Origin of the sequence: Streptomyces sp. UNOB3_S3, assembly GCF_020740895.1 — a bacterium.
Lineage (GTDB): Bacteria > Actinomycetota > Actinomycetes > Streptomycetales > Streptomycetaceae > Streptomyces.
In genome coordinates this window covers 1-22,349 of sequence record NZ_JAILXP010000081.1, presented here as the reverse complement: position 1 = coordinate 22,349, position 22,349 = coordinate 1, and the positions used below count along the sequence as shown (strand labels likewise).

Sequence of the window (22,349 nt, the reverse complement as noted above, 5' to 3'; positions counted from 1 at the left end):
GGGGCACGGCGAGCTCACCCAGGGCCTGGCGCAGCGGATGCACTCCCCGCCCCCGCCCCGGCTGCGAGAATTCCGCCCATGGCAGAGATCCTCCAGAAGGACGGGACATGGACCTTCGACGGCGACACGATACGCATTGTGCCGGGCCGGGAGCGGGGAGTGCATCCGCTGCGCCAGGCCCTGGGTGAGCTCGCCGTGCCCCTGAGCGCGGTGGCGGGCGTCGCCTTCGAGCCGGCCCGCCGGGGCGGACGGCTCCGGCTGCGGCTGCGCGACGGGGCCGACCCGCTGTCCCAGGCCGCCCGCGGCCGGCTTCCGGAGGCGGCGGACCCGTATCAGCTCGCGGTCGAGCAGGACCGTACGGGCGTCGCGGAGTACTTCGTGGACGAGGTGCGCCACGCCCTGCTGCTGGAGCAGCTGCCGGACGGCCCCACCGACCGCTATCTGCTGCCGGGCCCGGCCGTGCCGCTGTCGGTGAGCGCCGGGGACGGCACCGCCTCCTTCGACGGCGAGCGGATCCGCCTGGAGTGGAACTGGGTCACCGCCGAGGGGAAGAAGTCCGCGGGGACGCGTGTCCTGCCCGTCGCCGGCATCGCCTCGGTGGAGTGGCAGCCCTCCGTCGGCCTGGAGCACGGCTACCTCCGCTTCACCGTCCCCCAGGCGCCCACGAACGCGCCGCCCAAGCACGACCCGCACGCCATCGAGCTCTACGGCTTCAAGAAGGACCCGCTGATGGCGCTGGTGGCCGCCGCCGTGACCGCCCGGCTGCCGCACCCCTCCGCCGCCGTGACCGCGCGGGCCGCCACACCGCAGGACGCCCCGGCCCCCGGCGCCCCGAAGGCCCTGGAGGGCGCGCCCCCGGCGGGGCCCGTCGCCCCGGAGGCGGGCGACCCCGGCCCCGAGGATCACGACGCCCTGCTGCGCCGGCTGCGCGAGCTGGGTGAGCTGCGTCACGCCGGGATCCTCACGGACGAGGAGTTCGCCGCGGCGAAACAGGCCATCCTGCGCCGTTTCTAACCTTTTCCCCTCACATTTCCCAGCACTCCTGCCCGAAATCGGGCAGGATTCTTGCGAAAGACTCGACTTCCCCTCACTATCGACGGGTGCTCGAACGCCGCATGTCCCACGACGACCTGGTCGACCACCTGGTGCGCAGCACGCCGCTACAGCGCGGCGAGGCCGCCCGGGTGGTGCTGGACGTGCTGGCGTACTTCGACGAGACGGCCGAGGAATTCGTGCGTCGCCGCCACCGTGAGCTCCAGTCCGGAGGACTGAACAACGCGGAGATCTTCGAGCGCATCGCGGCGGAGCTGCCGCACCGCGCGGTGGCACCACCCGAGCTCTCACTGCGGCAACTGCGCCGCATCGTCTACGGCTGAGCCGCCGGGACGACGACGGGCCGGGGCCGGTCCGCACAGCCGCCCCGTTCCGTCCTCGCAACCGCCACCGAGTGCCGCCGTAGTGCCGGGCACCACAAACGTTTTACCTGGGAGGGTCACCTATGTGTGGAATCGTCGGATACATCGGCAAGCGTGATGTCGCGCCGCTGCTGCTCGAGGGTCTCCAGCGCCTGGAGTACCGCGGCTACGACTCCGCCGGTATCGCCCTGCACGCCGGCGGCAAGACCGGCGGCCTGAAGTCCGCCAAGGCCAAGGGCCGCGTCCGCGAGCTCGAGTCCCGGCTGCCCAAGCGCTTCAACGGCACCACCGGTATCGCCCACACCCGCTGGGCCACCCACGGCGCGCCGAACGACGTCAACGCCCACCCCCACCTCGACGCCGAGGAGAAGGTGGCCGTCGTCCACAACGGCATCATCGACAACGCCTCCGACCTGCGCGCCAAGCTGACGGCCGAGGGCTTCGTCTTCGTCTCCGACACCGACACCGAGGTCCTGGCCCACCTCATCGCCCGCTCCGAGGCCGGCACGCTGGAGGAGAAGGTCCGCGAGGCCGTCAAGCACATCGAGGGCACCTACGGCATCGCCGTCCTCCACGCCGACTTCCCGGACCGCATCGTCGTCGCCCGCAACGGCTCCCCCGTGGTCCTGGGCATAGGCGAGAAGGAGATGTTCGTCTCCTCCGACGTCGCCGCCCTGGTCTCCCACACCCGCCAGGTCGTCACCCTCGACGACGGCGAGATGGCCACCCTGCGCGCCGACGACTACCGCACGTACACCACCGAGGGCTCCTCCACCTCCGCCCAGCCGACCACCGTGGAGTGGGAGGCCGAGTCCTACGACATGGGCGGCCACGACACGTACATGCACAAGGAGATCCACGAGCAGGCCGACGCCGTGGACCGCGCGCTGCGCGGCCGCATCGACGACCGCTTCTCCACCGTGCACCTCGGCGGCCTCAACCTGGACGCCCGTGACGCCCGCGCCGTGCGCCGGGTGAAGATCCTCGGCTGTGGCACCTCGTACCACGCCGGCCAGATCGGCGCCCAGATGATCGAGGAGCTGGCCCGCATCCCCGCGGACGCCGAGCCGGCCTCCGAGTTCCGCTACCGCAACCCGGTCGTCGACCCCGACACCCTCTACATCGCGGTGTCCCAGTCCGGTGAGACCTACGACGTGCTCGCCGCCGTCCAGGAGCTCAAGCGCAAGGGCGCCCGCGTCCTGGGCCTGGTGAACGTGGTCGGTTCCGCGATCGCCCGCGAGACCGACGGCGGCATCTACGTCCACGCCGGCCCCGAGGTCTGCGTCGTCTCCACCAAGTGCTTCACCAACATGGTGGTCTCCTTCGGTCTGCTCGCCCTCCACCTGGGCCGCACCCGCGACCTGTCCGTCGCCGACGGCAAGCGGATCATCGAGGGCCTGCGCAAGCTGCCCGGCCAGATCGAGGAGATCCTGGCGAACGAGGCGCAGATCGAGGAGCTGGCCAAGGAGTACGCCGAGGCCAAGTCGATGATGTTCATCGGCCGTGTCCGCGGCTACCCGGTGGCCCGCGAGGCCTCGCTGAAGCTCAAGGAGGTCTCGTACATCCACGCCGAGGCCTACCCGGCCTCCGAGCTCAAGCACGGCCCGCTGGCCCTGATCGAGCCCGCGATGCCGACCGTCGCGATCGTGCCGGACGACGAGCTGCTGGAGAAGAACCGCGCCGCGCTCGAGGAGATCAAGGCCCGCAGCGGCCGCATCCTCGCCGTCGCCCACCAGGAGCAGGAGAAGGCCGACCACACGATCGTGGTGCCGAAGAACGAGGACGAGCTGGACGCCATCCTCATGGGCATCCCGCTCCAGCTCTTCGCGTACTACACGGCGAAGGCCATGGGCCGCGACATCGACAAGCCGCGCAACCTGGCGAAGTCCGTCACCGTCGAGTAGTCCGCCCCCGGGCCCGCCCGGCCGTCCGGCCGCGGGCCCCGCGAACCCTCTCGGACCTGTCCGCACCTGTCCGCGACAGGTACGAGAGAACGGCCCTCCCCACGCGTGCCACCACGCGCGCGGGGAGGGCCGCCTCCTTTCGCGCCGGCGTCGCCCTCACACCGGCGGTGATGCCACCGGCCCCGGGAACCGTCACCTCCCGTCCGGCGGCACGCCCTGGGGGTCGTGCTGCCGGAGTTGTACCCGTCCGGGATGGTCCCGGCACCCCTACGCGCGAGTAGATTCCGGGGAAAGTCAAGGGATCGGCGGGTACGGTTTCCGTACGGCGCACGACAGTTGACGCTCCGCCAGCTCCTGTCGCACCCCGCGCCCCAAGAGCTGAACACGGCCACACGCGTCACCGGAGGAGCGACCGAGAACGCGCGACACCACCGGGAACCCGCCGGCGGACCCCGCCCGGCCCCTACGGGATGACGACCACCGGCCGCTGCGCCCGGCGCGCCAGCCGGCCCGCCACGGAACCGAAGATCCGGCCGACCAGGCCATGGGTGGAGCCCACCACGATGGCGTCGGCGGCGTACTCGCGCCCGACTTCTTCGAGTTCGTGGCAGATGTCCCCACCGCGCTCCACCAGGATCCAGGGGACCTCGGAGAGATGGTCGGCGCAGGCCAGCTCCAGGCCCAGCACCTCCGTGCGGTGATCGGGGACGTCCACGAAGACCGGCGGCTCACAGCCCGCCCAGACGGTCGTCGGCAGCCGGTTGGCCACATGGACGATGATCAGCCCCGAGCCCGAGCGCCGGGCCATACCGATTGCATACGCAAGCGCCCGCTCGCTCGACATGGAACCGTCGAAGCCCACCACGACGCCGTGCCGGAACGCCGGATCGCAGGAATGACGTGTTTCTTCCGCCGCTTCGGGATTCGCCGCCTGATCGGCGATCCGCTTGCGGTCCGCGGGTTCGGAGAATTCGTGACCGGCCATCGGTGTCTCGGCGAAGGAAGCCTCTGGTCGAGGGGATCGGCGGTGGGCTGGTTGGAGTTGTCGAGGGGTGCGCTCGCTGATGGATCTTGGACGGCCAAATCCGTCCGGGATTCATCTTTTCAAGTGCTTACCCCCCAGGGTACGGCGACAGTCGCTGCCTGCCCAGAGGCCGCCCGCCGGGCCGGCGGCCCCGTGGGCGGTTCACCGGAGCATGCACGAGCGCGGCGCGTAGCGCAATGGCCCGGGCTCACACCCCCTGCTACCCACTCCCCAGTGACCCACGCCCCCGACCGGCCGTTGTTAGTACCGCCAGCAGCCGCCAGCAGGGAGCCCTTCCGTGCCCGGAACCCATGATTTCGCCCGCGAGGAGACGTCCGAGGGGCCGTCCCCCGATCCGGTGAGCGATGTGGTCCGCTGGGCGGCCTTCAGCTGTGCCCTGGTCCCCGTCGTCCTGCTGATGTGCGGTCAGTCCTTCGGCGGCGCGGCCGGCACGGCCGCCGGTCTGGTGGCGCTCACCTGCGTCTGCCACGGACTCCTGCGCCAGTCCGAGCGCACGGCCGCCAAGGTGTCCGCGGAACAGGCGTCCCCGCACCGGGGGCGGCACGGCCGGACGGGCGCGGGGAGCCATCGCGGGGCCCGTCGCCAGGGGTCCGGTAGCCCCGCCGACTGACCTCCTCGCACGGCTGCACCCATATGTTTTCAGCCAACTTCGGCCCGAACTTCATACCTCGGCCGGAACCCCTCCCATCAGCCGGTCGACCAGCAAGGAAAGAACCGCTGAGGGCGGTTGCCGACTGAGGAGTGTGGGCAGGGGCGAGAGGCGTACTTTTCACCGGAGCCTGCAAGTGCAACGCTTCGTGATCGAACGCTTCACGCCAAGTTGTCATGTCGATTTAGAGGCGGGTGGTGAACTGGTCACCGCGTCTCCAAGCGACGCAGTAGATTCGATCTTGGCCATGACCGGCGGGGGAACCGTTCAGGACCGAGGGGAAACGTGCAGGACCGAGAGGACTCGACCGCCGAGGGGGGCTTAGCGCCATGAGCCAGGACTCCACGACCGTACCGGAGACCGCGCGCAAGCTCTCCGGACGCCGCCGCCGGGAGATCGTCGCCGTGCTGCTTTTCAGCGGCGGCCCCATCTTCGAAAGCTCCATCCCGCTCTCCGTGTTCGGCATCGACCGGCAGGACGCGGGAGTCCCCCGCTACCGATTGCTGGTGTGCGCGGGCGAAGATGTGCCATTGCGAACAACCGGCGGCCTGGAATTGACCGCACCGTACGGCCTGGAGGCACTTTCCAGGGCCGGCACCGTCGTCGTGCCGGCCTGGAGGTCGATCACACAGCCGCCGCCCGCCGCCGCGCTCGACGCGCTGCGCCGGGCCCATGAGGAGGGCGCCCGCATCGTCGGGCTGTGCACCGGCGCCTTCGTACTGGCCGCCGCGGGCCTGCTCGACGGCAGGCCCGCCACCACCCACTGGATGTACGCGCCCACGCTCGCGAAGCGCTATCCGTCGGTCCATGTGGACCCCCGGGAGCTCTTCGTGGACGACGGCGACGTACTGACGTCCGCGGGCACCGCGGCAGGCATCGACCTGTGCCTGCACATCGTCCGCACCGACCACGGCGCCGACGCCGCGGGGGCCCTGGCCCGCCGGCTCGTCGTGCCGCCGCGCCGCGCCGGCGGGCAGGAGCGCTACCTCGACAGGTCTTTACCCGAGGAGATCGGCGCCGACCCGCTGGCCGAGGTCGTCGCCTGGGCGCTGGAGCACCTCCACGAGCAGTTCGACGTGGAGACCCTGGCCGCCCGCGCGTATATGAGCCGTCGCACCTTCGACCGGCGGTTCCGCTCGCTCACCGGGAGCGCCCCGCTGCAGTGGCTGATCACTCAGCGGGTGCTCCAGGCGCAGCGGCTCCTGGAGACCTCGGACTACTCCGTGGACGAGGTCGCCGGACGCTGCGGCTTCCGCTCGCCCGTGGCCCTGCGCGGCCACTTCCGCCGGCAGCTGGGGTCCTCCCCCGCCGCCTACCGGGCCGCCTACCGGGCGCGCCGGCCGCAGGGCGGCCCGGCGGACCGGCCGGAGCGGGGCGAGCGGCCGGAGCGCGCGGAGCGCGGCGACCGGTTCGACCGGCCGGATCCACTGGACCGGCCGGGGGAGCCGTCGCTGATGGCGATGCGCCGTGCGGCGATGCCCGCCCACGCGATGACGGGCGCGCCCCTGGGTGCTCCCCCGCCACCGGGTGGACATAGCGGACATATCTCTCACTCGCCAGGACATGGCGGTGGACACGGGGTGGGTCCGGTGGATCCGGGGAAGCCGGATACGGACCTCTACGCTCCGCGCCTGCCCGGACAGCGGGAACGCCCCGTAGGGTGAGACGTATGAACGATCGCATGGTGTGGATCGACTGCGAGATGACCGGGCTCTCGCTGTCGTCCGACGCGCTCATCGAGGTGGCCGCCCTGGTCACCGACTCTGAGCTGAACATCCTCGGGGACGGCGTGGACATCGTCATCCGCCCGCCCGCCGAGGCCCTCGCCACCATGCCCGAGGTCGTGCGCGAGATGCACACGACCTCCGGGCTGCTCGCGGAGCTGGACGGCGGGACCACGCTCGAGGACGCCGAGCGGCAGGTCCTGGAGTACATCCGCGAGCACGTCCCGGAGCCGGGCAAGGCCCCGCTGTGCGGAAACTCGGTCGGCACCGACCGCGGTTTCCTGCTGCGGGACATGCCCGCGCTGGAGAGCCACCTCCACTACCGGATCGTGGACGTGTCCTCGGTGAAGGAGCTGGCCCGCCGCTGGTTCCCGCGCGCCTACTTCAGCAGCCCCAAGAAGAACGGCAACCACCGGGCGCTGTCGGACATCCGCGAGTCGATCGCCGAGCTCCGCTACTACCGCGAGGCGATCTTCGTCCCCCAGCCCGGCCCGGACTCCGACACGGCGAAGGCCATCGCGGCCAAGCACGTCCTGTCCGCCCAGGCATAGTGACGTAGCTCGCTCCCGGCACGGCGAAAGCTGGGAGCGAGCACCCCCGAAGACCCTGTAGACTTCTTCTCGGCCGGTGGGAAACACGGAAACAAACGCCGGACATGGTGGGTATAGCTCAGCTGGTAGAGCACCTGGTTGTGGTCCAGGATGTCGCGGGTTCGAGTCCCGTTACTCACCCTGATCGGGAAGAGCCCGGTCCGCTTCAAGCGGACCGGGCTCTTTTCGTTTTGTAGTCCCCAGGGGTGATGTGAGGGTCGGTCGGGGGACTTCTGCCGTCGGTCCGGGCAAAGCTGAGGTGCCGGTACCGGACGAAGGGTCATGACCGATGGCGACAGGCACAGTGAAGTGGTTCAACGCCGAAAAGGGATTCGGCTTCATCACACAGGACGACGGAGGCCCGGACGTGTTCGTCCACTTCTCCGCCGTCCAGGGCACCGGATTCAAGGAGCTCCACGAGAACGACAGAGTCGAGTACGACGTCACCCAGGGACAGAAGGGGCCGCAGGCGGAGAACGTCAACGTCCTCCAGTCGTGACCGCTTGGTCGAACGGTCCCTACCGGCGGCGCGCCCTGCTGTTCATGGTCGCCGCGGCCCTCGTCCTCGGGATGAGCCTGCTCGACGGCTGTGCCAAGGACGGGGACGACGGAGACCACCGGGGCGCCCGCCGGACCACGATCACCATCGGCACCTTCGGTGTCTTCGGCTACAAGCAGGCAGGCCTCTACGCGGAGTACGAACGGCTCCACCCGGGCGTCACGATCAAGGAAACCGTGATCGACCGCAACGAGGCCTACTACCCCCAGCTGCTCACCCATCTCGCGGCGGGCAGCGGCCTCGCCGACATCCAGGCCATGGAGGTGGCCAACGTCCATGAGCTGGCCACCGCCCGGGGCGACCTCTTCGAGGACCTGTCCCGGGCGAGGGGCGTCCACCGGGGCGACTGGCTCTCCTGGAAGTGGGCGCAGGCCACCACCCCCGACGGCCGGACCATCGGCCTCGGCACGGACATCGGGCCGATCGCCGTCTGCTACCGCAAGGACCTCTTCCGGCGCGCCGGGCTCCCCACGGACCGGGACGCGGTCGGCAGGCTGTGGGCCGGCGACTGGCGGCGCTATCTGGAGGCCGGCCGGGCCTACCGGCGCCGGGCCCCGGCGGGCACGGTCTTCACCGACTCGGCGGCCGGGCTCTACAACGCCGCCGTGCACGGCTACCCCGAGCGCTACTACGACCGCGAGGGCCACCCCCGCTACCGGAACGGCCCCGCCGTCCGGGCCTCCTGGGACCTGGCGACACGGGCCGCCCGGGACGGGCTGACCGCCCGGCTCAAACAGTTCGAGAAGCCCTGGGACCAGGCGTACGCCAACGGCCGCTTCGCCACCGTCGCCTGCCCGCCCTGGATGCTCGGCTACATCAAGGAGAAGTCGGGCGCGGCGGGCCGCGGCCAGTGGGACGTGGCCACCGCGCCCCGGCCTGCCAACTGGGGCGGCTCCTTCATCGGCGTGCCCACGGCCGCCCGGCACCGGGCCGCCGCCATCGACCTCGCGGTCTGGCTGACGGCCCCCGCCCAGCAGGCCAAGCTGTTCGAACGGCAGGCGGGCATCCCCTCCACCCCGGCCTCGTACGCCATGCCGGAGGTCAGGGACGCGCGCAACCCCTACTTCGGTGACGCGCCCATCGGGCGGATCTTCACGGAGGCGGCCCGGCACGTCCCGACGCTGTTCTTCGGGCCGCGCGAGCAGCAGATCGGGCTCGCGTTCACCGAGGTCGGCATCCCCCAGGTCGAGCAGCAGGGCAGATCGCCCCGGGACGGCTGGCGGGCGGCACAGCGGGAGATCGAGAACGCGGTGGACGAGTGACCGCCACGACCACGGTCGTCGAGGGCGCCCCCACCACCCCCGGGGACCGGCGGCGCGGCCGGGACCGCCCGCGCGGCCGCCTCCACCGCTGGGACCTCCGCTACAGCCCCTACGCGTTCGTCGCCCCGTTCTTCCTGTTCTTCGCCACGTTCGGGCTCTTCCCCCTCCTCTACACCGGGTGGACCTCGCTCCACCGCGTGGAGCTGACCTCCCCCGAGCGCATGGAGTGGGCGGGCCTGACCAACTACGCCCGGCTCCTCGGCAACGACTTCTTCTGGAACGCGCTGCGCAACACCTTCACCATCGGTGTGCTGTCGACCGTGCCCCAGCTGCTGATGGCGCTGGGCCTGGCGCACCTCCTCCACTACCGGCTGCGCGCCGCCACCTTCTGGCGGGTCGCGCTGCTGACCCCGTACGCCACGTCCGTCGCCGCCGCCACGCTCGTCTTCGTCGTGCTCTACGGGCGGGACTACGGGATGGTGAACTGGGCGCTTCAGGCGGCGGGCGTCGGCCCGGTCGACTGGCAGAACGGCACCTGGACCTCGCGGTGCGCGGTCTCCTCGATCGTGATCTGGCGCTGGACGGGCTACAACGCGCTGATCTATCTGGCCGCCATGCAGGCCGTACCGGACGAGCTCTACGAGTCGGCGGCGCTCGACGGCGCCTCGCGCGCCCGGCAGTTCCTGCACATCACCGTGCCGGCGCTGCGGCCGACGATCCTCTTCACCGTCGTCGTCTCCACCATCGGGGCGACCCAGCTCTTCGGCGAGCCCCTGTTGTTCGGAGGGGCGGGCGGCCAGAAGGGCGGGGCCTCGCACCAGTTCCAGACCCTGGGGCTCTATCTCTACGAGCAGGGCTGGTTCAACTACCACCTCGGGCGCGCCTCGGCCGTCGCCTGGACGATGTTCGTGCTCCTGCTGCTGATCGCCACCGTGAACGCGCTGCTGGCGCGGTGGCTGGGGAAGGACCGGTGAGGGCACGACGTGACCATCGGCATCGGTACCGGAACCGGCATCAGCACCGGCATCGGCGGACCGCGGGCCGTGGCGGCGCCACGGGCCGGGCGGCAGCTGCGCGCGGGGCCCGTGGCCTACGCCGTCCTCACGCTCTTCACCGCCGGCTCGCTCTTCCCGCTCGTGTGGACGGCGGTGGCCGCCTCCGGCGACAGCGCCCGGCTGGCGCACACCCCGCCGCCACTGTGGTTCGGCGGCAGGCTGCTCACCAACCTCGGCACGGCGTGGACCGACGCCCGGATGGGCCTCGCCCTCGCCAACACCGCGCTGGTCGCCGGGACGGTCGCGGTGGGCACGGTGCTCTTCTGCACGGTCGCCGGCTTCGCCTTCGCCAAGCTGCGGTTCCGCTTCCGGCGGGCGCTGCTCCTGCTGACGGTCGGCACGATGATGGTGCCGCCGCAGCTGAGCGTCGTCCCCCTGTTCATGATCGTGGCGCGGCTGGGGTGGACCGACCAGTTGCGGGCCGTCGTCCTGCCGGCGCTGGTGAGCGCCTTCGGGGTGTTCTTCATGCGGCAGTACCTCGTCGAGGCGCTGCCCGACGAGCTGATCGAGGCGGCCCGTGTGGACGGGGCGAGCAGCCTGCGCGTGGTGTGGCACGTGGTCTTCCCCGTCGCCCGGCCCGCGATGGCCGTGCTGGGGATGCTCTCCTTCGTCCAGGCGTGGAACGACTTCTTCTGGCCCGTCATCGCGCTGACCCAGGAGAACCCGACCGTTCAGGTGGCCCTCACCGGGCTCGGCCGCGGCTATGTCCCCGACCAGGCCGTGGTGATGGCCGGGGCGCTGCTGGGCACGCTGCCGCTGCTGCTGGCCTTCACTCTCTTCGGCCGGCAGATCGTCGGCGGCATCATGCGCGGAGCGCTCAAGGGCTGACTCCCCCACCCTTTCCCCCTCTCCTCCCGGAGCGTGCGACGTGACCGTGGACTTCCCGCCCGGCTTCCTCTTCGGCGCCGCGACCGCCGCCTACCAGGTCGAGGGCGCCGCCGCCGAGGACGGCCGCACCCCCTCCATCTGGGACACCTTCTGCCGTACGCCGGGCCGGGTGCGGAACGGTGACACCGGGGACACGGCGACCGGCCACTACCACCGCCGTGCCGAGGACGTCCGTCTCATGGCGGAGCTGGGCCTGGGCGCGTACCGCTTCTCCGTCTCCTGGCCCCGGGTCCAGCCCACCGGCCGCGGCCCGGCCTCGCCGCGCGGGCTCGACTTCTACCGGGCGCTCGTCGACGACCTCCTCGCCCGGGGCATCCGGCCGGTGCTGACGCTCTATCACTGGGACCTGCCGCAGGAGCTGGAGGACGCGGGCGGCTGGCCCGAGCGCGACACGGCCCACCGCTTCGCCGACTACGCCGGGCTCGTCGGCGAGGCGCTGGGCGACCGCGTCGAGCTGTGGACCACCCTCAACGAGCCCTGGTGCAGCGCCTTCCTGGGCTACGCGGCCGGGGTGCACGCCCCGGGCCGCACGGACGACGAGGCCGCGCTGCGGGCCGCGCACCACCTCAACCTGGCGCACGGCCTCGGCGCACGGGCGCTGCGCGCCGTGCTGCCCCCGCGGGCCCAGCTGTCCGTGGCGCTCAACCCCGCCGCCGTACGGGCCCGTACGCCCTCGCCCGGGGATCAGGACGCGGCGCGGCGCGTGGACGCCCTGGCCACCCGTATCTTCACAGGGCCCATGCTGTGCGGGGCGTACCCCGAGGACCTTCTCGCCGACACGGCGGCCATCACCGACTGGTCGTTCGTACGCGGCGACGACATGGACGTCATCCGGCACCCCCTGGACGCGCTGGGCATCAACTACTACGCGCCCACAGTCGTATCAGCCGCCACTGACAATCCCGCGCCGCGCGCCGACGGCCACGGCGGAGGGGATCCCTCCCCCTGGCCGGGGGCCGGGGGCGTGGCCTTCCACCGGCCGCCGGGCAGGCTCACCGCGATGGACTGGGCCGTCGACCCCACCGGCCTGTACGACCTGCTGACGCGCTTCGCCCGGGAGGCTCCCGGGCTGCCGCTGATCGTCACCGAGAACGGCGCCGCCTACGACGACAAGCCCGGCGCCGACGGCACGGTCCACGACCCCGAGCGGATCGCCTATCTGCGCGCCCACCTGGAGGCCGTGCTGCGGGCCCTCGGCGACGGCGCGGACGTCCGGGGCTACTTCCTCTGGTCGCTGCTGGACAACTTCGAGTGGGCGTACGGCTACGGCAAGCGGTTCGGCGCGGTGTACGTGGACTACGCCACGCTGGCCCGTACGCCCAAGTCCAGCGCGCGGTGGTACGCGCGGCTGGCGCGGACGGGCAGGCTGCCCGCCCACTGAAGGGCCGTCAGCTGAAGGCGGAGGGCGGCGGGGCGGGCGAGGGCCGGGCGCTCGCGTCGGTGACGGGCACGGCGCCGCCGGTGAAGTCGAGGAGCGCGCGGCCGTGTTCGACCCGCGCCTGGTGGGGGTCGGTGGCCGCCCGGCGGGTCAGCTCGGCGACGGGCAGTTCGCGGTCGGAGGCCAGCAGCACGGCGTTGCCGAAGCGCCGGCCGCGCAGCACCGCCGGGTCGGCGGTGAGGCACAGCTCGGGGAAGACGGTGCGGACGGTCGCTATCTGGGCCTTGAGGTGGGCCAGCGGCGGGCCGTCGGCGAGGTTGGCGGCGTAGTAGCCGCCGGGGCGCAGGGCGCGCCGTACGTCGGTGACGAATTCCGTGCTGGTGAGGTGGGCGGGGGTGCGGGCGCCGCTGAAGACGTCGGCGATGATCAGGTCCGCCCAGCCGTCGGGGATCCTGGCGAGCCCTTCCCGGGCGTCGGTGCCGCGCACCCGGATGCGCCAGCCCGTCTCCAGCGGCAGCTCGGCCCGTATGAACTGGACCAGGGGCGCGTCTATCTCGACGATCTGCTGGGTGGAGCGGGGGCGGGTGGCGGCTATGTACCGGGCGAGGGTGAAGGCGCCGCCGCCCAGGTGGACGGCCTGGACGGGTCTGCCGGGCGGTGCGACGAGGTCGGCGATGTGGCCGAGCCGCCGCTGGTAGGAGAAGTCCAGGTGGGCGGGGTCGTCCAGGTCGACGTGGGACTGCGGGGCCCCGTCGATCAGCAGGGTGTGGCCGCGGGGCCGGTCGCGGTCGGGGACGAGCTCCGCGAGACCGCCCGCCACCTGCGCGGATATCGGTTCCGCGGCGCGTCCGCGCCCTTGCTTCTGCTTGCCTTTCGCCACCCGTCCAGTATCGCCCGTGCGGGTGACCGGCCGGCCCGGCGGGCGGCCGGGCGGCCGGCTAGCGGCAGCGGTCGACGGCCTCGATGGTGCGGGCGGCCTCGCCGAGGGCGGCGCGGAGCACGGCGGGGTCGGTGGCGGAGGCGTAGGCGGCGTCGGGGGCGACCAGCCAGCCCGTGCCGCTGACGGGGGGCTCGGCGGCGCTCGTCCGCAGGCCGCGGCCGTAGGTCTGGGTGCAGGCGCTGCCGGGCAGGTCCCAGCCGTCGGCCGTGCCGGGCGGGACGAGGAAGCCGAGTGTGTCGCAGTCGCCGTCGTGGAGGACGGGGCCCACTCCGTCGCGCAGCCGCAGGATGTCGACGGCCTCCAGGCCCTGGCGCGCGGGGACCGTGACGAGGTCGCAGGGCCGCCCCTCGGCGCCGTCCCCACCGTGCTGCGGCGGGTACGGGGACGCGCTGTGGTCCTGGAACGGCTGACGCAGAGCCGTCGTCCGCGAGCCGCCGATGTCCACTCCGGCCTCCACCACGGGAAACCCCTCCTCACGCCGTGCCTGAGTCCACGTCGGGATCCACGCAGAGCGCGCTCGCGCTCTTCGGGTTCAACGCGTGAACGCGTCAACGGCTACGGCGCCATGCCGCCGCAAAGGATGGCAGTTCATGGCGGATGGCAGGTGGGATATCCGTTTTGTAGTCAAACCGGATGTAGTGGAATCGCCACAGCCGGTACGGTCATCACGCCACACGGCAAGCACAGCCGCCCGCCCCGCGGGTTGCCCTCGGGGCGGCTCGCCAGGAGAGGGTCCGGCCATGGCGTCGCCCCACGCGTCCTCGTCACCCCGTCCGAACCTTACGTTCCGGCAGCTGCGCGGGCCGCGTTCACCAGGGGAGTTCGCGGCCGCCGTGCGTCGTGCGGCCCGGGAGATCGGCGAACACGTCTCGTGCGACGCGCGCTACATCGGGCGTGTGGAGTCCGGGGAGATCCGCTGCCCCAACTACGCCTACGAGCGAGTGTTCCGGCACATGTTCCCCGGCCGTGAGCCGGCGGACATGGGCTTCGCACCCCGCGAGGCCGTGCGTGGCAGGGGGGCGCGCAAGAAGGGCTCCGCGCCGCCCGGTCCATCCGAGAGCCCCGCCGAAAGCCGTACCTCCTCCGGTGCGGCGGAGAGCTCCACCGAGAGCAGCGAGGAGAGCGACGTGTTGCGTCGCGCGTTCATGACCTCCGGTACGGCCGCCGTGGCCGCCGTCTCCCTGGGCGCCGGCCCCCGGGCGCACCGGCGCCACGCGGGGGACACCGAGGCCGCCGCCGTCGAACAGGCGGTGCGGCACATCCGGCTGCTCGACGACCGGCACGGCGCGGACGGCCTCTACCGGCGCGCCGCGCGCCCCCTGAAAGCGGCCTACGAGCTGCTGGACGCGGAGACCAGACGGCGGTCGGTGGCCGACCGGCTGCACTCCGGCGCGGGCGAACTGGCGATCTCCGTGGGCTGGCTGGCGCACGACTCCGGCCGCTTCGCCGACGCCCGTTCCCACTACGCGGAGGCCCTGGCCACCGCGCGCGTGGCCGGCGATCCGGCGCTGGAGACCCACGCCTTCTGCAACATGGCCTTCCTCGCCCGGGACGCGGCCCGCCCCCGCGAGGCGATCCGCGCCGCGCAGGCCGCGCAGCGGGCGGGCCGGCGGCTGGGGTCGGCGCGGCTGATGTCCCTGCTGACCCTGCGGGAGGCGGGCGGCTGGGCCCGGCTGGGCGACCGGCCGGCGACCGAGGAGGCGCTGGTGCGCGCCCGGACGCTCTTCGGGCGCGGGGCGGCGGAGGCCGACCCGGAGTGGATGACCTTCTTCGGCGAGGCGGAGCTGGAGGGCCTGGAGGCCCAGTGCTGGTCCGCCCTGGGCGACTGGCGCCGCGCGGCGGACCACGCGGCGCGCGCGGTCGCGCTCCAGGACCCGCACTTCGCCCGGAACATCGCGCTCTACACCGCGCAGCTGGCGGGCGACCTGGCCCGGGGCGGCACCCCGGACGCGGCGGCCGCGGCCGGGGAGAGGGCGCTGGGCCTGCTGGAGCAGGTCCAGTCGGCCCGCATCAGGACGATGCTGGCGTCGACCGCCCGTATGCTGCGCCGCCACACCTCGAACCCGCTGGTGTCGGGTTTCCTGTCCCGCCACGAGGTGGCCGTGCGGCCCGCTTGAGCACGACCCCGGGGGCCGGGGTCGTCCGGCACCGCCGGACTTCCGCGCGGTGGCTGATCACCGTCGCGACGGGAGGAAGGCCCCAGCCCCGCCCTTTCACCGTTTCCCGGGGCTGCCGCCCCGGCCCCCCCGGGGCCGAACCGGCCCGGGCCAGGGGGGGCGCACCCCCGGTGGATCCGCCGAGCCGTCAGGCGAGGTGGCCCGTGTCGTTCCAGCGCTCGATCGCCGGGGCGCCGTACGCCCAGCCCAGGATGGACAGGGAGGTGGGGTCGAGGCGGATGCGGGAGCCGAAGAAGATGTCCTCGCCCATCCAGCGGGCGGCGATGGTCCGCAGGATGTGGCCGTGGGCGAAGACGAGCACGTCGCGGTCGGCCGAGCGGGCCCACTCCACGACCTCGTCCGCCCGGGCCGCGACCTCCGCCCGGGTCTCGCCCTCGGGGACGCCGTCGCGCCAGATCAGCCAGTCGGGGCGGCCCGCCTTGATCTCGGCGGGGGTCATGCCCTCGTAGGCGCCGTAGTCCCACTCCATGAGCGCGTCCCACTCGGTGGCCCGGTCGCCGAAGCCGGCCAGTTCGCAGGTCTCCTTGGCGCGGACGAGGGGGCTCGTCCGGACCTCCACGTCCGGCAGGCCGTCCCACGGGGCGCGGTGCAGCCGCTCGCCCAGCAGCTTGGCGCCGCGCCGCCCCTCGTCGAGGAGGGGGATGTCCGTGCGGCCGGTGTGCTTGCCGGACAGCGACCACTCCGTCTGTCCGTGCCGGGCCAGCAGGATGCGCGGTGCCATGGCGAGAGTCCTTACGAGGTGCGTGCGGTGATCGTGGACGCGGGTGAAAGGCGTGAAGTCGGTCACCTCGGTCACGGGTGAGTTTCGCTCCCCATCATCACTCACTTCACCAACGGGCAACCCTCCGGCCATTCCCGGCGTCTCCACCCCCACACCTCGGGGTTCGGGTGGACTCACGGGGCGGTGTGCGAGAGATGTGGCGTACACCGTACGGTTGCATATCGCGCTTATTGGCCGCCTGAACACATGGAGAGCGTCCGGATGTACACCGCACCACTGGGGAAGCGGCCGCGCTGGTGGACCGAACTGCCACTCATAGCCGTGGTGTACGGGCTCTACTCGGCCGGGCGGCTGCTGGTCAGAGGCGATGTGCAGTCCGCCGTGGATCACGGCGTGGCGATACTCGATCTTGAAAAAACGTTCCGAATAAATATCGAGCCCTCGCTCAACCGGCTGTTCACCGACCACTCCGCGATCGGCATACCCGCCGACTTCGCCTACGCCGCCCTCCACTACCTCCTCACCCCCGCGCTCCTGGTCTGGCTCTTCAGGCGACGTCCCGACCACTACCGCCGGATGCGCACCTGGCTGATGCTCTCCACCCTCATCGGCCTCATCGGTTTCACCCTCCTGCCCACCTGCCCGCCCCGCCTCCTCGACCCGTCCTTCGGCTTCGTCGACACGATGCGGCAGTACTCCGAGTACGGCTGGTGGGGCGGCGACGCCAGCGCCCCCCGCGGTCTGGGCGGGCTGACCAACCAGTACGCGGCCATGCCGAGCCTCCACGTGGGCTGGGCCCTGTGGTGCGGGGTCGTGCTCTGGGCGCAGGGCCGCACGGTCTGGACCAAGATCGTGGGCGTCGTCTACCCGCTGCTGATCACCCTCGTGGTGATGGGCACCGCCAACCACTACCTCCTCGACGCCGTCGCCGGCGCCGCCGTGATGGGCACGGGCTTCCTCCTCGCCCGCCCGGCGCTGCGGCTCGCCGACCGGATCCGCACCCGCCTCGCCCCGGCGGCACCCCCCGTACCTGCGGAAACGGCCATGGCACCGGTGAATGTCAGTGCCGGGTGCGAGACTTCGGCGGGTACAGCGGGTACTGCGCCGTCCCGGGTTCGCCCGGGGGCGCCGGAGAGACTTCGCGAGGCGGACGCCAGTGACCAGATCCCCCGACAGCCGGCCCGGGGCGGGGCCGGGGACAGCCGCACCGACGGCGCTGCGACAGCGGCTCGCTGAGCTGCGCGGCCCCGTCGCGCCCGTTCCCCTCGACGCCCGCGCGCTCGCGGCGCTCGCCGCCAATCCCGGCTGTCACCGCCGCGCCCTGCTCGACGGGGCGGGGGTGGACAAGGCGGCGCTGGCGCGGGCGGTGGGCGCGCCGGTGACGTTCGGGCAGTCGCAGTTCGCCTTCGTGCGCGGCCATTCCTTCGAGTCCCGCGTCAAGGCCGACGGCGGCGTGGAGCTCGTCCGGCTGCTCCACCGGCGGCTGGCCGACGGCTCCCCCGAGCCCGGCCCGGGCTCCGTGGACACCCCCGGCCTCTCCGCCACCGGCCTCGAGGGCCGTACGGCGCGTACGGCCCTCGCCCTGCGCGAGGCGACCGCCGCCGGGCGGTGGGCCGTGCTGGACCACCCCCTGCTGGCGCTGACCGTCGCCGGGACACCGGCCTATCTGGAGCCGGACGCGATCGTCGTCCACCCCGACGGCGGCTGGACGGTCGTCGAGATCAAGTCCTTCGCGATGATCGACGGCGCCGCCGACGCGACGAAGGTCGGCGCGGCCGCCCGGCAGGCGGCGGTGTACGCGCTGGCGCTGGAGGCCGTGGCCGAGCGGGTGGCAAAGGGCGCGGCGGTGGTGCGCGACCAGGCCCTGCTGGTCTGCCCCAAGGACTTCTCCAACCTGCCGGCCGCCGCCCTCGTCGACCTCCGCAAGCCGCTGGCCACCACGCGCCGCCAGCTGAAGCGGCTGACGGGCGTGGCGGAGATCGCCGCCGGGCTCCCGGAGGGCACGACCTTCGATCTGTGCCCGTCCGACGACGGCCGCACCCCGACCCGGCCCGCCGACGAGCTGGCCGAGGCCCTGGACGCGGTGGCGGCGGCGTACGCGCCGGAGTGCCTCGCGGCGTGCGAGCTGGCCTTCCACTGCCGGGCCCGGGCCCGCGCGGCGGACTCCGTCCGGACGCTGGGGCGCGGTGTCCGCGCGGAGCTGGGTGGCCTGACCACCGTCGCGTCGGTCCTCGCCGCCGCCGCGGGCGAGGCCGGCTCCCCCGACGACCCGGCGGTCGCGGCGCTCCGCCGCGCGTCCGCGCTCCGCGCGGAGGCGCTGGCGCTCGCCTCGGCCGACGAGGGCGCCCTGGCCGGGGCGGGCCAATGAGCCGGCTGCGCCCGCTGGCGCTACGGCCGGGGGCGGCCGGCCACCGCCGGCCGGCACGGTGCGGGCCGAGCCCCGCGCCGACGGGGAAGTCGCCCAGGGCCGTTCGTCCCTCCACGCCCCTCCGGAAGGAGTCCGCATGTCGCTGATCAGCACCCTCGCGCGGATGGAAGCCGTGCGGGACGGAAGGGCGCGGCCGGTTGTCACCGTGCGGCATCGTCATGTCGCCGAGCGGCCGTGCGTGTTCGTGCCGTTGACGACCGCCGGTGAGGCCGGTGCGCCGCTCGGGGCGATGGTCGGGACGGAGCGGGACGCGCCCCGGCTGCTGTTCGTGGCGCAGCCGCGCGACAGGGATCTGCGGTCCGCGTTCCTCGCCGAGCTCGCCGACGCGCTCCTGCCGTACGTCGAGGAGTTCGGCGACGCCGTCGAACCGGAGCAGCGCAAGGAGACCGACCCCGGTACCGGGAAGAAGGTGCCGGTGGAGGTCGAGCTGTGCGCGGACGCGCCGCAGCTGCTGGTGCCGGGCGCGGCGGGCGTGGAGTACGTGCGGCTGCTCGGCCGGTCGATGCGCTTCCGGCGCACCGCCGAGCAGGACCCCGACACGCCCCATCCCGCGCCGCCGCGCGTGCCGCTGCTGGGGCGCTGGCTGACGCACCTCGGGGAGCGCGCCCGGGTGCCCGGGTCCTCGCTGCTGCTGGCGATGACCCAGGCGCTGGGCCGGCACTGGGCGACGGGCCAGAGCGTGCTGGAGGACCAGCACCTCGGCTCCCTGCTGGCCTGGATCGACCCGCCGGACGGCGTGCCGGGCCCGGAGGCGGCGCTGCGCGTGGAGCTGGCGCGCGGGCCGGACGGGCTCCTGGTCCATCCGCCCGCCGGCCCCGCCACGGACCCGGTCTTCGACAACAAGCGGCTGGCCCCCGCCGTCGCCCGTTACGATCGGGCCCGCGCGGTCGTCCTGGAGGCGCCGGCGCACCGGTCCGCGTCGGCCCGGGCGGAGCTGGCCGCCGCCGAGGGAGAGATCCGCGAGCTGCTGGCGACGCAGCTGCGGCCCACCTGGGATGCCGTCTGGCACGGTGTCGACCTGTTGCGGACGCTCCCGGAGGGCGCGCGGGTCGCCGAGCGCTGGAAGCGCGACCGCTGGTCGTACACCGCGCACCGCGACCGGGTCCGGGCCGGGGAGCCGCCGCAGCCGCGGCGGGACGACGCGGTCACGGCCGCGCGCAAGCTCGCCGCCCGCGAGACCGCGCAGGCGCAGCTCGACGCCCAGGAGGCGCTGGACGACCCGCTGGTGATGGCGGGCCGGCGGCTGGCCGGGGAGGCGTTCGCGGGGGAGGTCGCCGAGGTGGTGATGGAGTACACGGAAGCGAAGGTCCCGCGTCCGCGCCCGCTGGTGACCGTCCGTACGGCCGACGCCCCGCATCTCGCGGAGGGTGTCGCGCTCCACCGCGCGCTGCCGGACGGAAAGGCGCAGGCCGCCGAGTTCGTGGCGTACGGGCCGCCCGGCGCGGACGGCGCCGCCGCCCTGACCGTGCGGCTGACCGGTGGCATGGGGCGCGGCAAGGTGCCCGACGAGGGTTCCGTGCCCGAGGTGGGCGACCGGGTGTGCTGGACGCTGTTCGAGCACGCGCCCCGGGGCGGCCCCGAGCTGCCCGACCCCGAGCGGACGCCCTGGACCCATGGCGGCCCGCCCGCCGAGGGCCCGGCCGAGGCTCCCGACCCGGTGACCGCGGAGGACCTGCTGTGACCGTTCCCCTGGTGCGCGAGCGCGCCTTCGACCCCGCCGCGGCGGCCACGGCGGCCACGGACGCGATCCTGCGCGACACGCTGCACGGCCCGCACCGCGGTGTCGTGGTGGACTCGCCGCCCGGCGCGGGCAAGTCGACGCTGGTGGTGCGGGCGGCCCGGGAGCTGGCCGCCGCCGGCCGCCCGCTGATGATCGTCGCCCAGACCAACGCCCAGGTCGACGATCTGGTGCTGCGGCTGGCCGAGCAGGACCCCGGGCTGCCGGTGGGCCGGCTGCACAGCAATGACCGCCACCCCTACGACCCCGCGCTCGACGCGCTCGACTCGGTCGTGACCTCCGCGAAGGCAGCGGAGCTGGCCGGGCTGGACGTGGTGATCTCCACCGCGGCGAAGTGGGCGCACACCAAGGTGGACGGGCCCTGGGGCCACGCGATCGTCGACGAGGCGTACCAGATGCGCTCGGACGCGCTCCTGGCGGTGGCGGGGCTGTTCGAGCGGGCGCTGTTCGTGGGCGACCCGGGCCAGCTGGACCCGTTCAGCGTGGTGGGGGCGGAGCAGTGGGCGGGGCTGTCGTACGACCCGTCGGCGAGCGCCGTGAGCACGCTGCTGGCCCACAATCCGGGGCTGCCGCAGCACCGGCTGCCGGTGTCGTGGCGGCTGCCGGCGTCGGCGGCGCCGCTGGTGTCGGCGGCCTTCTATCCGTACACCCCGTTCCGCAGCGGCACGGACCACGGCGACCGGCTGCTGTCCTTCGGCGTGCCCTCGGACGGCTCGGGCCCGGACCGGGTGCTGGACGAGGCGGCCGAGTCGGGCTGGGGCCTGCTGGAGCTGCCCGCGCGGCACACGCCGCGCACGGACCCGGAGGCGGTGGGCGCGGTGGCCCTGGTCGTCCGGCGGATGCTGGACCGGGGCGGGGCCGTGACCAGCGAGCGCTCGCCGGATCCGGCGCCGCTGACCGCCGACCGGATCGCGGTGGGCACGGCCCACCGCGACCAGGCCGCGGCCGTACGAGCGGCCCTTGCGGGACAGGGGGTGACCGGGGTGACAGTGGATACGGCGAACCGGCTCCAGGGCCGTGAGTTCGACGTCACGGTCGTGCTCCACCCGCTGTCGGGGCGTCCGGACGCGACGGCGTTCCACCTGGAGACGGGCCGCCTGTGCGTGCTGGCCTCACGGCACCGGCACGCGTGCGTCGTGGTGAGCCGGGCCGGTGTCGACCGCCTGCTGGACGAGCATCCGTCGACGGAGCCGGTGCGGCTGGGGGTGACGATGAAGTTCCCGGACGGCTGGGAGGCGAATCACGCGGTGTGGGCGCATCTGTCCGAACATCGCGTCCCCTGGCGGCCGTGAGCCGATGCCGCCGGGCGTGCCCACCGGCGGCGCGGGGCGGTGAGGGCCCGCGCCGCCTGAAGCCCGCGCAGCTGCTCTTCGAGCCACCCGAGGCCGTCGCCGACCCCGAGCACTTCTTCGACCTCGAATCGATCGAGGACCCGCGTGAGCTGCTGGCCCGCTCCACCGAGCTGGCCCTGGCCTTCCGCGCGGCAGCGGACCGGGCGACGGAGTTCCAGGCGGTGGCGGCGGCTCAGCTCGCCGATCCCCGGCGCTTCGACAGACTGCCGACGGCGGTGATCGCCGAGCGGGCGGAGTGGAGCGAGGACTACACGAAGAAGATGGTCGAGTTCGGCCGTGACCTGCTGCGCGGCAGCAGCCGGGCCGACTGAACCGGCCCACGACCGGACGGCCCATGGTCCTCGATCATGGGCCGTTGGCATATGCGGCGCACAAGGTAGCGCACCGTTCCCTCCCCTGTCCCGGATTCCCGGAACTACCCCGGACGGCCCCCCGTCCTGCCAGGAGCATGGGGCCATGAGCTCCCGGCCGTACGACCCGCGCCCCGTCCGCCACCGGCCCACGCCCGTCCCCTCACCCGCACC

At 73.3% G+C, this 22,349-nt stretch carries 21 protein-coding genes and 1 tRNA gene; 18 read left to right on the top strand and 4 right to left on the bottom strand.

What is annotated here, in order from left to right; all coding sequences use genetic code 11:
* Positions 1–78 precede the first annotated feature (78 nt).
* From K6I33_RS11970 to glmS, 3 genes are all read left to right on the top strand, one after another.
* Positions 79–1,014: a DUF4429 domain-containing protein gene (locus K6I33_RS11970; RefSeq protein WP_229350779.1), complete on the top strand. Its 936-nt coding sequence runs from the start codon at positions 79–81 to the stop codon at positions 1,012–1,014.
* Positions 1,015–1,100: 86 nt separating this feature from the next.
* Entirely contained in the window at positions 1,101–1,376 is a 276-nt protein-coding gene (locus K6I33_RS11965; RefSeq protein ID WP_190111646.1) for a hypothetical protein, read from the top strand.
* Between the two features lie 122 nt (positions 1,377–1,498).
* On the top strand, positions 1,499–3,319 hold the full coding sequence (gene glmS / locus K6I33_RS11960; protein WP_229350777.1) for a glutamine--fructose-6-phosphate transaminase (isomerizing): 1,821 nt from the start codon (positions 1,499–1,501) through the stop codon (positions 3,317–3,319).
* Between the two features lie 463 nt (positions 3,320–3,782).
* On the opposite strand, the gene K6I33_RS11955 is transcribed toward glmS, so the two are convergent.
* Positions 3,783–4,304 (bottom strand): universal stress protein, encoded by a 522-nt coding sequence (locus K6I33_RS11955; RefSeq protein ID WP_126918008.1) that lies wholly within the window; start codon positions 4,302–4,304, stop codon positions 3,783–3,785.
* Between the two features lie 337 nt (positions 4,305–4,641).
* Between K6I33_RS11955 and K6I33_RS11950 the strand changes: the two genes are divergently transcribed.
* From K6I33_RS11950 to K6I33_RS11910, 9 genes are all read left to right on the top strand, one after another.
* A complete protein-coding gene (locus K6I33_RS11950) occupies positions 4,642–4,974 on the top strand; it encodes a hypothetical protein (protein WP_229350775.1) in 333 nt (110 codons plus the stop codon).
* A 368-nt stretch (positions 4,975–5,342) separates the two neighbouring features.
* Positions 5,343–6,677 (top strand): helix-turn-helix domain-containing protein, encoded by a 1,335-nt coding sequence (locus tag K6I33_RS11945; protein ID WP_229350773.1) that lies wholly within the window; start codon positions 5,343–5,345, stop codon positions 6,675–6,677.
* A gap of 5 nt (positions 6,678–6,682) precedes the next feature.
* Positions 6,683–7,288: an oligoribonuclease gene (gene orn, locus K6I33_RS11940; protein ID WP_229350771.1), complete on the top strand. Its 606-nt coding sequence runs from the start codon at positions 6,683–6,685 to the stop codon at positions 7,286–7,288.
* Positions 7,289–7,395: 107 nt separating this feature from the next.
* Positions 7,396–7,468, top strand: a tRNA-His gene (locus K6I33_RS11935).
* Between the two features lie 148 nt (positions 7,469–7,616).
* Complete coding sequence (locus K6I33_RS11930) at positions 7,617–7,826, top strand: cold-shock protein (RefSeq protein ID WP_229350769.1); 210 nt, start codon at positions 7,617–7,619, stop codon at positions 7,824–7,826.
* A 44-nt stretch (positions 7,827–7,870) separates the two neighbouring features.
* Positions 7,871–9,148 carry an ABC transporter substrate-binding protein gene (locus K6I33_RS11925; protein ID WP_374284131.1) on the top strand — a complete coding sequence of 426 codons (1,278 nt, stop codon included), beginning with the start codon at positions 7,871–7,873 and terminating at the stop codon, positions 9,146–9,148.
* Entirely contained in the window at positions 9,145–10,122 is a 978-nt protein-coding gene (locus tag K6I33_RS11920) for a carbohydrate ABC transporter permease (RefSeq protein ID WP_229350767.1), read from the top strand. Before K6I33_RS11925 ends, K6I33_RS11920 begins: the two co-directional genes overlap by 4 nt.
* 39 nt (positions 10,123–10,161) lie before the next feature.
* Entirely contained in the window at positions 10,162–11,031 is an 870-nt protein-coding gene (locus K6I33_RS11915) for a carbohydrate ABC transporter permease (protein WP_374284128.1), read from the top strand.
* A 40-nt stretch (positions 11,032–11,071) separates the two neighbouring features.
* Complete coding sequence (locus tag K6I33_RS11910; protein WP_229350765.1) at positions 11,072–12,472, top strand: GH1 family beta-glucosidase; 1,401 nt, start codon at positions 11,072–11,074, stop codon at positions 12,470–12,472.
* A gap of 7 nt (positions 12,473–12,479) precedes the next feature.
* Here K6I33_RS11910 and K6I33_RS11905 read toward each other — a convergent pair whose 3' ends face one another.
* Entirely contained in the window at positions 12,480–13,349 is an 870-nt protein-coding gene (locus K6I33_RS11905; RefSeq protein WP_229350763.1) for a spermidine synthase, read from the bottom strand.
* Positions 13,350–13,407: 58 nt separating this feature from the next.
* Positions 13,408–13,866: a hypothetical protein gene (locus tag K6I33_RS11900; RefSeq protein WP_374284126.1), complete on the bottom strand. Its 459-nt coding sequence runs from the start codon at positions 13,864–13,866 to the stop codon at positions 13,408–13,410.
* A gap of 283 nt (positions 13,867–14,149) precedes the next feature.
* Here K6I33_RS11900 and K6I33_RS11895 point away from each other — a divergent pair, with 283 nt between their 5' ends.
* A complete protein-coding gene (locus tag K6I33_RS11895; RefSeq protein WP_229350759.1) occupies positions 14,150–15,526 on the top strand; it encodes a tetratricopeptide repeat protein in 1,377 nt (458 codons plus the stop codon).
* A 187-nt stretch (positions 15,527–15,713) separates the two neighbouring features.
* Here the strand turns inward: K6I33_RS11895 and K6I33_RS11890 are convergent, their stop codons facing one another.
* Complete coding sequence (locus K6I33_RS11890) at positions 15,714–16,307, bottom strand: histidine phosphatase family protein (RefSeq protein WP_229350757.1); 594 nt, start codon at positions 16,305–16,307, stop codon at positions 15,714–15,716.
* A gap of 261 nt (positions 16,308–16,568) precedes the next feature.
* Between K6I33_RS11890 and K6I33_RS11885 the strand changes: the two genes are divergently transcribed.
* From K6I33_RS11885 to K6I33_RS11865, 5 genes are all read left to right on the top strand, one after another.
* Positions 16,569–17,543: a phosphatase PAP2 family protein gene (locus K6I33_RS11885; protein ID WP_229350755.1), complete on the top strand. Its 975-nt coding sequence runs from the start codon at positions 16,569–16,571 to the stop codon at positions 17,541–17,543.
* Positions 17,464–18,675 carry a hypothetical protein gene (locus K6I33_RS11880; protein WP_229350753.1) on the top strand — a complete coding sequence of 404 codons (1,212 nt, stop codon included), beginning with the start codon at positions 17,464–17,466 and terminating at the stop codon, positions 18,673–18,675. Before K6I33_RS11885 ends, K6I33_RS11880 begins: the two co-directional genes overlap by 80 nt.
* 136 nt (positions 18,676–18,811) lie before the next feature.
* Positions 18,812–20,416, top strand: coding sequence for a hypothetical protein (locus tag K6I33_RS11875; protein WP_229350751.1), 1,605 nt, complete (start codon positions 18,812–18,814; stop codon positions 20,414–20,416).
* A complete protein-coding gene (locus tag K6I33_RS11870; protein WP_229350749.1) occupies positions 20,413–21,765 on the top strand; it encodes an AAA domain-containing protein in 1,353 nt (450 codons plus the stop codon). Before K6I33_RS11875 ends, K6I33_RS11870 begins: the two co-directional genes overlap by 4 nt.
* Positions 21,762–22,136: a hypothetical protein gene (locus K6I33_RS11865; protein WP_229350747.1), complete on the top strand. Its 375-nt coding sequence runs from the start codon at positions 21,762–21,764 to the stop codon at positions 22,134–22,136. The genes K6I33_RS11870 and K6I33_RS11865 overlap by 4 nt, the downstream gene beginning before the upstream one ends.
* Positions 22,137–22,349: the final 213 nt, after the last annotated feature.